This window comes from Leisingera sp. ABD4_442 (assembly GCF_056160905.1).
In genome coordinates this window covers 48,599-62,624 of sequence record NZ_JBSWYB010000003.1, presented here as the reverse complement: position 1 = coordinate 62,624, position 14,026 = coordinate 48,599, and the positions used below count along the sequence as shown (strand labels likewise).

The 14,026-nt window shown below is 60.8% G+C and carries 13 protein-coding genes; 7 read left to right on the top strand and 6 right to left on the bottom strand.

Annotated elements, in window-relative coordinates; translation table 11 throughout:
* Window positions 1-142 precede the first annotated feature (142 nt).
* A complete protein-coding gene (thrS, locus tag ACXAHG_RS03985) occupies window positions 143-2,089 on the bottom strand; it encodes a threonine--tRNA ligase (protein WP_475055980.1) in 1,947 nt (648 codons plus the stop codon).
* A gap of 279 nt (window positions 2,090-2,368) precedes the next feature.
* Between thrS and ACXAHG_RS03980 the strand changes: the two genes are divergently transcribed.
* The gene (locus ACXAHG_RS03980) at window positions 2,369-2,617 is read left to right on the top strand and encodes a hypothetical protein (protein WP_475055979.1); all 249 of its coding nucleotides are present in this window, start codon (window positions 2,369-2,371) and stop codon (window positions 2,615-2,617) included.
* Window positions 2,618-2,693: 76 nt separating this feature from the next.
* Here ACXAHG_RS03980 and ACXAHG_RS03975 read toward each other — a convergent pair whose 3' ends face one another.
* A complete protein-coding gene (locus ACXAHG_RS03975) occupies window positions 2,694-3,698 on the bottom strand; it encodes an Lnb N-terminal periplasmic domain-containing protein (protein WP_475055977.1) in 1,005 nt (334 codons plus the stop codon).
* Window positions 3,699-3,828: 130 nt separating this feature from the next.
* Here ACXAHG_RS03975 and ACXAHG_RS03970 point away from each other — a divergent pair, with 130 nt between their 5' ends.
* The 3 genes from ACXAHG_RS03970 to ACXAHG_RS03960 all read left to right on the top strand — a co-directional run bounded on the left by ACXAHG_RS03970 (window position 3,829) and on the right by ACXAHG_RS03960 (window position 6,032).
* Entirely contained in the window at window positions 3,829-4,578 is a 750-nt protein-coding gene (locus tag ACXAHG_RS03970; RefSeq protein ID WP_475055975.1) for an alpha/beta hydrolase, read from the top strand.
* Between the two features lie 139 nt (window positions 4,579-4,717).
* Complete coding sequence (locus ACXAHG_RS03965; RefSeq protein WP_475042481.1) at window positions 4,718-5,143, top strand: VOC family protein; 426 nt, start codon at window positions 4,718-4,720, stop codon at window positions 5,141-5,143.
* Window positions 5,144-5,264: 121 nt separating this feature from the next.
* Window positions 5,265-6,032: an alpha/beta fold hydrolase gene (locus ACXAHG_RS03960; RefSeq protein WP_475042482.1), complete on the top strand. Its 768-nt coding sequence runs from the start codon at window positions 5,265-5,267 to the stop codon at window positions 6,030-6,032.
* Here the strand turns inward: ACXAHG_RS03960 and ACXAHG_RS03955 are convergent.
* The gene (locus ACXAHG_RS03955; RefSeq protein ID WP_475042484.1) at window positions 6,023-6,595 is read right to left on the bottom strand and encodes a DUF6151 family protein; all 573 of its coding nucleotides are present in this window, start codon (window positions 6,593-6,595) and stop codon (window positions 6,023-6,025) included. The genes ACXAHG_RS03960 and ACXAHG_RS03955 overlap by 10 nt on opposite strands.
* A 4-nt stretch (window positions 6,596-6,599) precedes the next feature.
* The gene (gene phaZ, locus ACXAHG_RS03950; protein ID WP_475042485.1) at window positions 6,600-7,877 is read right to left on the bottom strand and encodes a polyhydroxyalkanoate depolymerase; all 1,278 of its coding nucleotides are present in this window, start codon (window positions 7,875-7,877) and stop codon (window positions 6,600-6,602) included.
* A 133-nt stretch (window positions 7,878-8,010) separates the two neighbouring features.
* Between phaZ and ACXAHG_RS03945 the strand changes: the two genes are divergently transcribed.
* Both ACXAHG_RS03945 and ACXAHG_RS03940 read left to right on the top strand, forming a co-directional pair.
* Window positions 8,011-9,813, top strand: coding sequence for a PHA/PHB synthase family protein (locus ACXAHG_RS03945; RefSeq protein WP_475042486.1), 1,803 nt, complete (start codon window positions 8,011-8,013; stop codon window positions 9,811-9,813).
* A 132-nt stretch (window positions 9,814-9,945) separates the two neighbouring features.
* On the top strand, window positions 9,946-10,395 hold the full coding sequence (locus tag ACXAHG_RS03940; protein WP_475042487.1) for a phasin family protein: 450 nt from the start codon (window positions 9,946-9,948) through the stop codon (window positions 10,393-10,395).
* A 93-nt stretch (window positions 10,396-10,488) separates the two neighbouring features.
* On the opposite strand, the gene ACXAHG_RS03935 is transcribed toward ACXAHG_RS03940, so the two are convergent.
* Together ACXAHG_RS03935 and ACXAHG_RS03930 are read right to left on the bottom strand one after the other, a co-directional pair.
* Window positions 10,489-12,237: an adenylate/guanylate cyclase domain-containing protein gene (locus ACXAHG_RS03935; RefSeq protein WP_475055974.1), complete on the bottom strand. Its 1,749-nt coding sequence runs from the start codon at window positions 12,235-12,237 to the stop codon at window positions 10,489-10,491.
* Window positions 12,238-12,352: 115 nt separating this feature from the next.
* Window positions 12,353-13,222 carry an NAD-dependent epimerase/dehydratase family protein gene (locus tag ACXAHG_RS03930; protein WP_475055973.1) on the bottom strand — a complete coding sequence of 290 codons (870 nt, stop codon included), beginning with the start codon at window positions 13,220-13,222 and terminating at the stop codon, window positions 12,353-12,355.
* A gap of 197 nt (window positions 13,223-13,419) precedes the next feature.
* Between ACXAHG_RS03930 and phaR the strand changes: the two genes are divergently transcribed.
* Window positions 13,420-13,977, top strand: coding sequence for a polyhydroxyalkanoate synthesis repressor PhaR (phaR, locus tag ACXAHG_RS03925; RefSeq protein ID WP_475042491.1), 558 nt, complete (start codon window positions 13,420-13,422; stop codon window positions 13,975-13,977).
* The last annotated feature ends 49 nt before the right edge of the window (window positions 13,978-14,026 follow it).

The window sequence follows — 14,026 nt, the reverse complement described above, 5'->3', positions numbered from 1 at the left end:
TGTCTCACATCTGCGTCAGCTTATGTGACCGGAAGTAGCAGCGAAAAGAGGTGCAAAGGTATGTTTTTAAGGGGATTTGCGCGGGTTTGAAACAAAACGGCCCCCGGGTGGGGGCCGTTTACGGTGATTTGGCTTTGAATTGTTACAGAAGATCCGGCGGGGTGGCCTCAACCGCCAGCGCCTTTGTAACATTTTCGAGGCTCTCGACCTTGGTCTGCTTTTCGCCAAGACGGCGCACAGAGACGGTGCGCTCTTCCACTTCGCGGTGGCCGACGGCGAGAATGACTGGAACCTTGCCCACCGAATGCTCGCGGACCTTGTAGTTGATCTTCTCGTTACGGACGTCGGCCTCAGCGCGGACGCCTGCCTTTTTCAGTTCTGCCACAACCTCTTGCACGTAATCATCCGCGTCGGAGGTGATTGAGGCGACCACCACCTGCCGCGGCGCCAGCCAGAACGGCAGCTTGCCTGCGTGTTCCTCGATCAGGATACCGATGAAACGCTCGAAACTGCCGAGGGTGGCGCGGTGCAGCATGACCGGGCGGTGCTTGGCGCCATCAGCACCGATATAAGTGGCATCCAGACGTTCCGGCAGGACAAAGTCCACCTGCAGCGTGCCGCACTGCCAGTCGCGGCCGATGGCGTCGGTCAGCACGAATTCCAGCTTGGGGCCATAGAAGGCACCTTCGCCCGGGTTCAGTTCATATTCGCAGCCTGCCGCTTCGGTTGCGGCCTTCAGCGCCGCCTCAGACTTGTCCCAGACCTCGTCAGAGCCGGAGCGCTTCTCCGGGCGGTCGGAGAATTTGACCGAGAACTTCTCAAATCCGAGATCCTTATAGATCTCCGACAGGAAGTCGATGAATTTCTTGGTTTCCGCCTCAATCTGGTCTTCGGCGCAGAAGATATGCGCGTCGTCCTGGGTAAAGCCGCGCACCCGCATGATGCCGTGCAGCGCGCCCGAGGGCTCATAGCGGTTGCAGGAGCCGAATTCGGCCATGCGCAGCGGCAGGTCGCGGTAGGATTTGAGGCCCTGATTGAAGATCTGCACGTGGCAGGGGCAGTTCATTGGCTTCAGCGCGTTCACAGCCTTTTCGCGGGCGTGCTCTTCGTCGACTTCGACGATGAACATGTTTTCCTGGTATTTTTCCCAGTGTCCCGAAGCCTCCCACAGCTTGCGGTCGACCACCTGCGGGGTGTTCACCTCGACATAGCCGCCCTTTTCCTGCTGGCGGCGCATGTAGTCCTGCAGCTGAGTGTAGACTTTCCAGCCGTTCGGGTGCCAGAAGATTTGGCCCGGCGCCTCTTCCTGCATGTGGAACAGGTCCATCTCGCGGCCCAGCTTGCGGTGGTCGCGCTTGGCGGCCTCTTCCAGCATGGTGAGATGCGCCTTGAGCTTCTCCTTGCCGGTGAAGGCAACGCCGTAGATCCGCTGCAGCATGGCGCGGGAGCTGTCGCCGCGCCAGTAGGCGCCGGCGATCGACATCAGCTTGAACGCATCGCCCGGCAGCTGGCCGGTGTGCTGCAGGTGCGGGCCGCGGCAGAGGTCCTGCCAGTCGCCGTGCCAGTACATCCTGAGCGGCTCATCACCCGGGATGCTCTCGATCAGCTCGACCTTATAGGGTTCGCCCAAGTCGGTGTAATGCTGGATCGCGCGGTCGCGTTCCCACACCTCGGTCCGGACCTCATCACGCTTGTTGATGATTTCCTTCATCTTTTTCTCGATGGCGCCGAGGTCTTCGGGGGTGAAAGGCTCAGCGCGGTCGAAGTCGTAGTACCAGCCGTTTTCAATCACCGGGCCGATGGTGACCTTGGTGTCGGGCCAGATTTCCTGCACCGCGCGCGCCATGACGTGCGCCAGGTCGTGGCGGATCAGCTCATTGGCCTGAACTTCGTCCTTCATGGTGTGGATGGCGATGGTGGCGTCACCGTTGATCGGCCACTGCAAGTCCCAGTGCTGATCGTTGACGGTGGCGGAGATGGCCTTCTTGGCCAGCGAGGTGGAAATGCTGGAAGCCACCTGCGCGGGCGTGACGCCTGCGTCATAGGATCGTGCATTGCCATCGGGGAAGGTGAGAGAGATTTCGGCCATCTAAAGGCTCTCCTCGTCGGTTTGGCGCCCACAGAACGCCCGGTTGCGGGTATGTGTTTGGTCTGCGCGTTTTGCTGCCAATGCAGGGGCAAGTCAAGACGGCTTTGCATGCGGTTGTAATTGCGCAGGAATTTCCGATTGTGTGCCTATGCATGCGATTGCACATATGTGTATACTGGTAAGCAATTGAAAAATAACAAAAAAATTGTTGATATGGCTGGCGATCCGGGGCAGGTTGGCGGAAACCCTAGACCCAATGGACATACCAGGAGTGTTCCGATGAGCCGCCCGAACCCGAACTTTGACCTGACGGTTGAAGATGTGGATCTGATAGAAACCGCGCTGTGCCAGTCGCAAAAGATCCTTTCGCAGCGGCATCTGTCGTATGAGCATGGCGCGCATATCGAAGGCGGGGTGAACCAAGAGAAGGCTGTGCGCACCAGCGAGACCCTGACCCGGATCCAGAACCTGCTGGGCCGCTTGCAGATGCAGAAGGCCGACGGGGCCCTGGTTGCCGGGTTGTCCTGATCCGCTGCCAGGCAAGCAAGGGGCCGGCCCCTCGCGCTCCCCGGGATATCTTCAGCCAGATGGGAGGGATCCTGGGTTACCGGGCTGGTGACGGGACCCCTTCGCGGATCATTGCTGAGTAGTCAGGTGTCACGCCGTGCGCCTGCGCAATCGGCGTGATGCTGCCAAGCGCGCGCAGGTCGGCGACACTGCGGCTCTGGTCCAGGACGCCCTGTTCCCATGCGTATTCCGGCAGGTAACCATTGACCAGCAGGCGCCAGTCCAGCGGGACCTCGTCAGCGAAGCTGCGAATAAGCCCCATCACCACGGTGGTGCAATTGGTGGTGAGCGAATTGTACCACTGCGGGCGGGCTGCCAGGCTGTTGGCGGTTTCGACATATTGCAGCAGCAAGGCGCGCGCGGTATCTGGGCTGACACCGATGCGGAACAGCTGCACATCCTCGCCGCGGGCATTGGTGCGGGTGCCGACCAGATCACGCTCATCCGCGGCGATCAAAACCAGCGTGTTGGATTTGAACAGATCAGCAATTGGAGAGAAACCGCCGCCCAGCTGCCGCCGCACCTCGACCGACCAGGCGATATGCCGCCCGTCTTCAAAGCCGAAGCTGACGATCATATGCGCCATTTGCGGCCCGGCCCAGTAGGACATGAACAGGTCGGTGGAGCGCAGCGTGGTCAAGTCATAGCTGCGGGTCTCCCAGTCTTCGGTAAAGATCTCTGGCGTTTCCCAGGCGAAGTTGCGCACATTGGCAAGGGTCAGGATGTCACCGTCCAGCTGGCCGGTGACTTGCCGGGCGACATCGGGGGACCATGCGCGTTCACCGGGCGGAGCCAGGGTGGACCACCACAGGATCACGGCCGCCAGGGCCAGGGTGAAGGTGGTGAGCGCGCGTAAAGCCCGGCGCCGGAACAGCCCGGAAATCACGGTCAGTCCCAGCAAAGCGAACCCGCCTGCCAGCGCGGCACGGGGCCAGATGCCGAAAGGCAGCCGGTACCACAGGGCCAGCACTGCCCAAGTTGCAGCCAGGGCCACGGCCAGGATGGCGGCGGCAATCACAATGCCCTTGATCAGTCTGAACATACCCCGGTCCCCTTAGAATTTTGGCGGACCATAAGGAGGGTGGCGGGGGGCTTGCAAGCAGGCAGTGCTGCCGCTTGCGGGGCAGGCGCAGCCGTGCCACATCTTGGGAAAAGGACAGGAGACCAAAGACATGCCCGCCACATCCTACATCGAGACCGCCCAAGGCCGCCGGATTGCCTATCACAAGAGCGAGGGGCAGGGGCCGTGCGTGGTGTTTCTGGGCGGGCTGAAGTCTGACATGGAGGGCACCAAGGCCGTGTATCTGGAGGCCTGGGCCAAGGCGCGCGGCCAGGCGTTTCTGCGGTTTGACTATTCCGGGCACGGAGAAAGCTCCGGCACGTTTGAGGACGGCTGCATCGGTGACTGGCATGAGGACACGCTGGAGGCTGTCGCACAGCTGACAGAGGGCGGGATCGTGCCGGTGGGCTCGTCGATGGGCGGCTGGCAAGCGCTGCTGCTGGCGCGGGAGATGCCTGAGCGGATCAAGGGCATGGTGACCATCGCCGCGGCGCCGGATTTCACCGAGGATGGCTATTGGGCCAATTTCTCGGATGCGCAGAAGGCGCTGCTGGATTCCCAGGGTTATGTGAAACTGCCGAGCGATTACATGGAGCCCTACCATATCTCTAAGCGGATGATTGAGGATGGGCGCAAGCGGCTAGTGCTGCGCACACCGCTGTTTCTGCCGTTCAAGACACGCTGCCTGCAGGGAACCGCGGATACGGCGGTCTCTACCGAAACCGCGCTGCGGCTGATGGATCATGCGACTTGCCCGGACATGCGGCTCAATCTTGTGAAAGATGCGGACCACAGGTTCTCGGACGAAGCTTGCCTGAAGATGATTGAAGACGCGGTATTGGACGTGCTGGGCGGCGCCTGAGCTACCAGCTGGTGCCACGGGGGAGGTGTTGGCGTATTTATGTTCTTGCATTGTTCCTGTTGGGGCGAGCCGGTAAGATTGCGCAGGCGGCAGCTGCCGCCAGCAAGCTGAAATTTATAACCGCAAGAGGATTTCGAGAATGGAGCAGAGGGTAAGCCTAATCACGCTGGGCGTGCCGGATATGGACCAAGCTGCGGGTTTTTACGAGGCCTTGGGCTGGCAGCGGGCGGAGAGTCCGGACGGTGTGATTGCCTTTGACCTGATCTCACAGACGCTGGGGCTGTATCCGTTGGCGGCGCTTGCGGCGGAGATGGGGATGGAGGAGCAGCAGCTGGGAACTGGTGCGGTGACGCTGAGCCAAAACACCCGCAGCAAGGACGAGGTGGCGCAGCTGCTGGCAGCGGCAAAGGATGCCGGGGCGGAGATTCTGAAACCTGCGCAGGATGTGTTCTGGGGCGGCCATCACGGTTATTTCCGCAGCCCCTGCGGGCATATCTGGGAGATCGCCTTTAACCCGTTTTCACCTTTGGCAGAGGATGGCGCGTTCCGCTGGAACGGGTACTGAGCGTGGCGGCACGGCGGCATTGGATTTGTAAAATGCCTGCGTTGAAAGGTTTTTCTTGATCCCGGCCTTTGCCGCCCGCAGAGTTGACCCACGGGTGGGAGGCAAACCGCGAGGGCAGGATATGCCTTATGACCAGCAACCGTGCCGCGAACCCCTGGTTCTGCTGCCGGGCATGATGTGCGACGGCCGGATTTTCTATGCTCAGGTCAGGACGTTCTCTGGCAGTATGCCGGTGATGGTGCTGCCGCTGGCGGGCGGCGACACGGTGGAGAAGATCGCCGCGCGGATGCTGAGCCACCTGCCGCCGCGCTTTGCCCTGGCGGGATTTTCGATGGGCGGCATTCTGGCGATGGAACTGGTGCGGCGGGCCCCGGAACGGGTCAGCCGGTTGTGCATCATTGGAGCCAGCCCGCTGGCCGAGACACCGGATCAGGCTGCCAGCCGGGAGCCGCAGATCGTTGCCGCGCGCGCCGGACGGCTGGAGGACGTGCTGGGGGAGACCATGCCGGCGGAAGCGCTGGCGCCCGGTCCTTTGCGGCTGGAGGTGCACAAGCTTTTCTGCCGGATGGGATTGGAGTTGGGGCCGGAGATGTATGTGGCGCAGGCGCGTGCCCTGCAGCGGCGGCCGGATCAGCAGGCCACGATGCGGCGGGTGCATGTGCCCACGCTGGTTCTAGGCGGCGAGCATGATACTCTGGTGACGCCGGCAAAATTGGACCTGCTGGCGCAGCTGATTCCCGGGGCACGGCTGGAAATCCTGCCGGATGCAGGGCATTTCACAGTACTGGAGCAGCCGGATGCCGTGAACCGCGCGCTGCTGCATTGGCTGGCTGAACCTGTTGCCGGCCCCACGCCTGCATCTTCGCCTGCGCTGTGCGCTCAGGGATAGAGCTTTGCGCGCTCCGTTTTGCTGATCAGCTGAGGCTCTGCCACTGGTTTGCCGGTTTCGGCATCAAAAAACGGCGTGTCCTTCCACCGGCCTGACAGCCGCGCGGTGATCATCCGGCTGATGATGCCCCAGGCCATAACGCCACCGCCCTTGGTGCGGGACTGCTTGCCAGGGGCAGGGAGGAAGGCCTTGGCGCGGATTTTGCCCAAGGCGCCTGGGTCCTGAAACAGGTCAGACCGCAGGCCAGCAAAGGGGAGGCCGGGCTTGGCCAGCGTATTGGCAAAGGGGGTGCCGCAGCAGGATGCATACCAGCGCAGCGGCCCGCGGGGGCCGAGGCGGACCGCCCTCAGATGTTCTGCGCCTTCTATGATGGTTATGGTGTCCGGCGACAGTTGGAACAGGTCGACCGGATCTGGCGCTGGATCCGGCTGGCCGTGGTACAGCTCATTGGCGCGGCAGTCGGCGCAAAAACAGACAACCCGGGTGCCGGTCTTGATACCATGCGCGGAAACTTCGCCGCGCAAGGACCCGCAATTGCAGGAAAACGCCAGCCCTTCCGCCATGCGGTCAGGCCGCGGTGTTCTTGTTCGCGGGCTTGCGGCGAGCCGGTTTCTTGCGGCTGTTGGCATTCATGAAGTCGATCACCAGCGGGCGGATATTGTTGCGCCAGCTGCGGCCCGCAAAGATGCCGTAATGGCCGGCGCCCGGCTCCACATGGCTGGCTTTCTTGCTTTCCGGCAGACCGGTGCAGAGGTCCAGCGCGGCAATACATTGACCAGGGGCGGAGATGTCGTCCTTGGCGCCTTCGACGGTTTTCACCGCCACATCGGTGATCTTGGAGAAATCCACCTTGTGGCCCTTCACGACGAAGTCGTTGCGGGCGATCTCGCGGTTCTTGAAGATGCGCTCGACCGTCGACAGGTAGAATTCCGCGGTCATGTCCATCACCGCAAGATATTCGTCGTAGAAGCGGTTGTGGGCGTCATGGTCCGAGGCCTCGCCCTTGGAGACCCGCTGGATCTGATCGACAAAAGCCTTGGAGTGGCGTTCGCCGTTCATCGACATGAAGGACGCCAGCTGCAAGAGGCCCGGATAGACTTTGCGGCCGACGCCCTTGTACTTGTAGCCGACTCGCTGGATCATGGTTTCCTCCAGCTGGCCCATAGTGACGCGGCGGCCGAAGTCGGTGACTTCGGTAGGGGTGGCGTCCGGGTCCACCGGACCACCGATCAGTGTCAACGAGGAGGGCTGCGCCTTAGGGTCTTGTTCCGCCAGGTAGGCGGTGGCGGCCAGGGTCAGCGGCACCGGCTGGCAGACCGCGACCACATGGATATCGGGACCCAGCTCGCGCATGAAATCCACGAGGTAGAGGGTATAGTCCTCCACGTCGAATTTGCCCGCAGAAACAGGGATGTCGCGGGCGTTGTGCCAGTCCGTCACATAGACTTCACAATTCCTGATCAGACTTTGCACGGTGGACCGCAGGAGGGTGGCGTAATGGCCGGACATCGGGGCAACCAGCAGCACCTTGCGGGGCTGTTCCTCGCGTCCGCTGACCTTGAAATGGATGAGATCGCCAAAGGGGCGCTCTACCACATTGGTGATTTCAACAACATGGTCCTTGCCGTCCTCGCAGGTGAAGGAGGGGATGCCCCAGTCGGGTTTCACCACCATGCGCTGGTAGGTACGTTCCGTCACTTCGCCCCAGGCGGCCATCCAGCTGAGGGCAGGGTTTGGCAAGGCCGAAAAGACCGGGTAAGATGCCATGGAGAGGGCCGTGGCGCCCAGCCATTGGTTGGTGTTCCGGACGGTCTCCATCAGATCGTAGGTCATCATGTACCGCATGCCTGCCTCCTTCGCGCTCCGTCCCGGTGTAATGTTTCCGGAGACCCCGGAACATCGGACCATTCGCCGCTTTGCCCTGTTTCCTGCAGAATTGTATTCTGCATAGCAGAAAGCCTATGAGGGATTCTTTTATATGACAACTAGTGACGAATTATCCGCCGCGACCGCGCCAGAGAGCATTGAAAAGCTTAAGGAAAACATGAGCCGCGTGGAGGAATTAAGCAAGCGTCTGGCCGATGTCATGTCCCGGAAGGTGCCGCACAACCCGGCTTTGGACGGTCCGAATCAAGAGCTTTATGCGCGTGCAGCAACCGCCTATTGGGCCGAAGCGATGCAGAACCCGGCCAAGATCCTGGAGCAGCAGGTTGAATATTGGAGCAAGTCTGTGCTGAATTTTGCGGAAGCACAGAAAGCGCTGGCTGGAAAGGCGGAAAATACGGATGACGGCGGCCCCAAGGACCGCCGTTTTTCGAATCCGCTGTGGGAGACCAGCCCCTACTTCAATTTCGTGAAGCAGCAGTACATGACCAACGCCGATGCGATCCGACAGGCGGTGCAGGATGCGGTGGACCTGGACCGAAAGGACAAGCAGCGGCTGACCTATTTCGCGGATCAGATCATCGAGATGATGGCGCCGACCAATTTCCTGCCCACCAATCCGGATGCGCTGGAGAAGGCGGTGGAAACTGAAGGCCAGTCGCTGATTGACGGTCTGGAGAACCTGGTCACTGATCTGGAAGCCAATAATGGCGAACTGGTGGTGCGGCTTGCAGATGAAAGCGCCTTTGAACTGGGCGGCAATATCGCTACCACGCCGGGCGACGTGGTCTACCGCAACCGGATGATGGAGCTGATCCAGTATAAGCCGGTGACGGAAACCGTGCACGAAACCCCGATCGTGCTATTCCCGCCTTGGATCAACAAGTTCTACATTCTCGACCTAAAGGCGCAGAACAGCCTGATCAAATGGGTGACCGAGCAGGGGTATACTCTGTTTGTGGTCTCTTGGGTCAATGCTGATGCAAGCCATGCCGATGTGGGGATGGAGGATTACATTCAGGAAGGTTTCCTGACCGCGATTGAGACGGCAAAGGAGATTTGCAAGGTGAAGCAGGTGAACGCGGTGGGCTATTGCATCGCCGGAACGACGCTGAGCCTGACGCTGTCGCTTTTGAAGCAGCGCGGAGACAAATCTATTAAATCGGCGACTTTCTTTACCACGCTGACAGATTTCGGCGACCAGGGCGAGTTCACCCCATTCCTGCAGAATGACTTTGTCGACGGGATCGAGGCGCAGGTGGAAGAGGAGGGGCTGCTGCGCTCCTGGGTGATTGCGCGCACTATGTCGTTCCTGCGTTCCAAGGACCTGATTTATGGTCCCGCCGTCAAAAGCTACATGATGGGCGAGACGCCGCCCGCTTTCGATCTGCTTTACTGGAACGGCGACGGCGCCAACCTGCCGGGCCGGATGGCGGTGCAGTATCTGCGGGGCCTGTGCCAGAACAACGAATTTGTCGGCGATGGGTTCGAGCTGATGGGCCACAAGCTGCATATCAAGGATGTAGATGTGCCGCTGATGGCGGTCACCTGCGAGACTGATCACATTGCCCGCTGGAAGGACTGCTACGCTGGCGTGCAAAAGATGGGGTCGCGCAGCAAGAGTTTCATCGTGTCGGAGTCCGGCCACATCGCTGGCATCGTCAATCCGCCCAGCAAGAAGAAGTACGGCCATTACACCAACGACGACCTGAAAGGCGATCAGGAAGCGTGGATGGGAGGCGCGGAATACCACGAGGGGTCCTGGTGGCCGCGCTGGAATGACTGGCTGAAGAAACGGTCCGGCAAGCAGGTTCCCGCCCGCGAAGTGGGGGATTCGGGTTTCCCCTCTTTGATGCCAGCACCGGGATCCTATGTGAAAGTCAAGGCAAACCGCTGAATTCATGGAGTTTGCGATTTTTTTCTGCACTGCAGCATCAAAGCCCTTGAAATGCTGCGGTGCGGCATGCATATTCTCCTCATGCTAAGAACGCAGGATGGTCCTGCTGCAGCTTTCTGAGGAATTAGAACTATGGCAAAGACCCAAGACTTCACCGCGATGATGAAAGACTTCATGGGCGCCTTCCCGGTCGACACCAAAGCGATGGAAGACGCATTCAAGAACACCGCAGCTCTGAACGAGAAGCTGTCTGCGGTTGCGCTGGACGCTGCCGGCAAATCCGCTGAGATCTCCAACAAGTGGACCAAAGAAACCATCGCCAAGCTGGGCGACGTTTCCAAGGTGCAGGCCGACCCGGCTGACTATGCCAAAGCCGCAACCGATTTCGCTTCCGCTTCCGCTGAAGTGGCAGCAGAGAACATGGCTGCCTTTGCCGAGATCGCAAAGAAAGTCCAGATGGACACCGTCGAACTGATGATGGCTGCTGGCAAAGACGCAACTGAAGAAGCAACTGCTGCCGTGAAGAAGGCCACCGAAGAGGTGACTTCGGCCGCAAAGAAAGCTTCGGCTGCTGCCAAGTAAGTACGACCACGAACCGGCCCCCGCTCTCCTCCCTGATGGTGCCGGAACGTGAAGAAGGGCAGGCCGTAAGGCCTGTCCTTTTGCATTTCAGGGTCAGTCAGGAAGTCCGGAGCGGCGCAGACCGTCGCAGTAATGTTCCAGATCTTCGGGCTGGGCAAAGGGCAGTGTCCGGCTGATCTGCGATACCGAGAATCCCGGTTCCAGCTCCAGAATCCGGCCGCATTCCTGTGCTGCTGCGGCCGTCTCGCCCAGTTGGGCATAGCAGGCTGCCAGATGGCGGTGCGGGGATGGGAAGCCGGGATACAGATTTATGGCTTTTTTCAACTCGGCAGCGGCGGGCCCGTATTCGCGGCACATGTAAAGCGCTAACCCGCGGAACCAGTGGAAATAGGTCGGGTGGAACGGGTTCAGGGCCGTGGCTTGCTCCAGCTCGGCCAGAGCTTGCTGCGGCCTGCCTTGGTAAATGCAGGAAAGCCCGCGGAAAGCCATGGCATCGGTGTCATTGGGGTTCAGCATCAGCGCCCGCTGAAAGTGTTCCTCTGCCAGCGTGAAGTTGCCCTTGAACAGATGCATGACCGCCAGCCGCCGCTGTGCGACGCTGTCCAGCGGATCAACCCGGGCGGCGTGGCGCAACAGCGGGAAGGCCGCGTCCAGTGTGTCCTCGGGGGAGACGCCCCAACCGCTCATCCATTCGACAAGATAGGTCAACGCCAAGCCGGAGAACGCGGCGGCATGGCGGGAGTCGGCTTTGCAAGCCTGCTGATACAGCTTCCGGCACTGCTGGAGAGTGGCGGGAGAGTCGAGAATTTGCGCCTTGGCTTGCAGCACGAGCGCACGCGCAGTCGGGGCGCTGCCGCTTGCCGCATGGCTGACGGACAGATCTTCAGCGATCGCCTGAAGGCGCCCGGCGAGCGTTTGGGTGATCTGTCCGGCCAGCGCATCCTGAAGGCTGAAGCCGCTGGTTTCCAAATGGTCGTAGCGTTCGCTCCACAGGGTGCTGCCGCTGGCCCCATCCGACAGGGACACTGTGACCCGCAAGTTGCCGGAAAATTCCCGGACGCTGCCCTCTGCAAGGTAGCGGACACCAAGTTCTGCCGCGGCAAGGGAAGACTTGGCGGCAAAGCCCGCAAAGCGCTGAGCGGCATTGCGGGACACCACCCGCAGGGCGCGGAAGCGGGACAGGCCTATGGTGATGTCTTCGGTGAGCATATCTGCCAGTGCGCCTGCCGCTGCCGAACCTTGGGGGGAAGCAGAAAAGGGCAGGACCGCAACGGAAGCCACCGGCGAGGCCCCCTCTGTTTCAGCGGGAGGGAGCGAGTTTCCCGCAATTCGGTAGATCCGGACGGGTTCGGAGATATTGCGGATATTCTGCAGTCCAAGGTCGTCGAATGCGGCGCTGACCTTGCCGCGGACCTGCTGCTGGACGGTGCCGGAGACACAGATTTCCCCGGGTGCCGCAAGGCTTTGCAGGCGGGCGGCGATGTTTACGCAGTTGCCCATGAGGTCGCTGCCGGTGGAAATCACATTCCCGCAGTGTATACCCATTCGCAACGCAAGATGCCTGCCCAGCGGGCCTGGAATATGCGAGGCATTCCTGCCGGCAACTTCCAGGGCGGCCTTGACGGCCTGCACGGCGCTGGGAAACTCCAGAAAAAAACCGTCGCCCGAGGTTTTGACAAGCCGACCGGAAAAGGTCCGGGCAACTGGTGCGATTATCCGGTTGCCCAGGTCACGGACAGCCGCAATTGTTTCGGCCTCCCTGGCTTCTGCCAAGGCCGAAAAACCGGCGACATCCGCGATCAGAACGGCAGCTTGTCTTTGTCTGTCCCCTTGGTCAGCCATCGTACCCGCTACCACAGACTCAAAGACTGAGGGCTATTATATCATATTGAGAATTTGTACGGTAACTTAATATGCCGGAAAAACGATATCTTGTTCAGAGGTTTCTAGGCGGTGGTTAAAACTGCGCATCCTGGAAACGGCGGAACTGCGGTTGCCATCCGGCAAGTTTGCGCAGCCTGCCGGCGCTCATTTGCTGGTCCAGGGCCGGGCCTTCAGCCCAGTCGCCGTATTTGAACAGCACATGCTTTAGGCTGCGCACCACATAGCCGCTGTCATGGCCGCGGCGGCGGGCGATCTCGCGGGTGATTTCAGCCACCGGTACGCCGTCCTGGGCACTGGCGTTGAAGTGGCCGGTGAGGTCCGGGTTTTCCAGCAGCAGCCGGTAAGCGCGGGCCAGATCTTCGCGTTGGATCAGCGGCCAGCGGGTGGCGATGCTGCCCCAGATCTCAAACGGCTGCCCGGCGGCGGCGGCGTCGAGGTAGCGGGAGAAGGCGCCGCCATCCTCGTGATAGACCAGAGCCGGGTGGATCACTGCGGCGGAGACATTCGGACTGGCCAGCGTCAGGCGGGCGTTTTTCTGCATCCAGGCAAAAGGCTTGATCGGGCGCATCGGACTGGTCTCATCCGCAACCCGGTTGCCGGTGGCGCCATAAAGCCAGCAGCCGCCGGTGTAGATCATTCGCAGCGGCTGCGAGCGAAGGGCGGCTTGCCGCAGGATGGCGGTGATGGCAGCGGTATCAGCCGCCGCCATGTCCTTATCAAAGGTCGCGGCCAGCTGGATCAGCCCATCCACGCGGGCGGCATCACGCACCCAGGTGCCAGGGCTGAGCAGATCTCCGCGCAGCGGCCGGGCGCCCAAGGCCTCCAGCTTGCGGTCGGAGGCTTCGGACCGGCTGAGGCCGGTCACGCTGTGGCCGTGGCGGACCAGTTCTCGGGTGACGGCGGTGCCAATGGAACCGGTGGCGCCCAGGATCAGGATGTTCATGTCTGTGAATGCTCCCGCTGAAAATTGTAGTGCGGGGATACTGATAATTGCTCAAGCCGGGTTCAGGTCAAGCGTTTTCGGTATTTCTGCGGCAGGGCTGTACAGAACAATAGTTGCGGAAAACACGCCAAGGCTTCCCTTTTGTTCTGCACTGGCATAGGCTTCGCTGCAATGCGTCATGACCGGGGAGGGAACACATGGCAGATCAGGACAAACCCTTGCTGATCAAACGGTATGCGAGCCGCAGGCTCTATAACACCGAGACCAGCGATTACGTTACGCTGGAGGATATCGCGGGGTTCATCCGGGAAGGCCGTGAGGTGCAGATCGTAGACCTGAAAACAGGTGACGATCTGACCCGCCAGTATCTGCTGCAGATCATCGCCGAGCATGAAAGCCGTGGCGAGAATGTGCTGCCTGTCAATGTGCTGAACGATCTGGTGCGCAGCTACATGGTGCCCGGCGGCGGGGTGATGCCGCAGTTCCTGCAGTCTTCATTCGATATGCTGCGTGAGAGCCAGTCGAAGATGATGGAGAACATGAACGCAATGAACCCGATGTCCAAGATGCCGGGATTCGAGGCGATGAAGGCGCAGCAGGAAGCATTCCTAAAAGCGATGACCGGCGGGTTCGGTCCTGGTGGATGGACTGGCGGAGCGGCTGAGGAGGAGAAATCCGAAAGCAGCGGCGAGGATCTGGACGACATTAAGAAGCAGCTGGCGGCGCTGCAGGAAAAACTGTCCAAGATGAAATGAGGCTTGGCGGAGAACGCTGACAGAAAAGGCCCCCTGTCCAGTTTGGCGG

What these genes read in the sequence shown, in the direction of transcription:
- thrS (WP_475055980.1), bottom strand. Translation starts at nt 2,089, where the DNA reads ATGGCCGAAATCTCTCTCACCTTCCCCGATGGCAATGCACGATCCTAT.
- ACXAHG_RS03980 (WP_475055979.1), top strand. Translation starts at nt 2,369, where the DNA reads ATGAGCCGCCCGAACCCGAACTTTGACCTGACGGTTGAAGATGTGGAT.
- ACXAHG_RS03975 (WP_475055977.1), bottom strand. Translation starts at nt 3,698, where the DNA reads ATGTTCAGACTGATCAAGGGCATTGTGATTGCCGCCGCCATCCTGGCC.
- ACXAHG_RS03970 (WP_475055975.1), top strand. Translation starts at nt 3,829, where the DNA reads ATGCCCGCCACATCCTACATCGAGACCGCCCAAGGCCGCCGGATTGCC.
- ACXAHG_RS03965 (WP_475042481.1), top strand. Translation starts at nt 4,718, where the DNA reads ATGGAGCAGAGGGTAAGCCTAATCACGCTGGGCGTGCCGGATATGGAC.
- ACXAHG_RS03960 (WP_475042482.1), top strand. Translation starts at nt 5,265, where the DNA reads ATGCCTTATGACCAGCAACCGTGCCGCGAACCCCTGGTTCTGCTGCCG.
- ACXAHG_RS03955 (WP_475042484.1), bottom strand. Translation starts at nt 6,595, where the DNA reads ATGGCGGAAGGGCTGGCGTTTTCCTGCAATTGCGGGTCCTTGCGCGGC.
- phaZ (WP_475042485.1), bottom strand. Translation starts at nt 7,877, where the DNA reads ATGCGGTACATGATGACCTACGATCTGATGGAGACCGTCCGGAACACC.
- ACXAHG_RS03945 (WP_475042486.1), top strand. Translation starts at nt 8,011, where the DNA reads ATGACAACTAGTGACGAATTATCCGCCGCGACCGCGCCAGAGAGCATT.
- ACXAHG_RS03940 (WP_475042487.1), top strand. Translation starts at nt 9,946, where the DNA reads ATGGCAAAGACCCAAGACTTCACCGCGATGATGAAAGACTTCATGGGC.
- ACXAHG_RS03935 (WP_475055974.1), bottom strand. Translation starts at nt 12,237, where the DNA reads ATGGCTGACCAAGGGGACAGACAAAGACAAGCTGCCGTTCTGATCGCG.
- ACXAHG_RS03930 (WP_475055973.1), bottom strand. Translation starts at nt 13,222, where the DNA reads ATGAACATCCTGATCCTGGGCGCCACCGGTTCCATTGGCACCGCCGTC.
- phaR (WP_475042491.1), top strand. Translation starts at nt 13,420, where the DNA reads ATGGCAGATCAGGACAAACCCTTGCTGATCAAACGGTATGCGAGCCGC.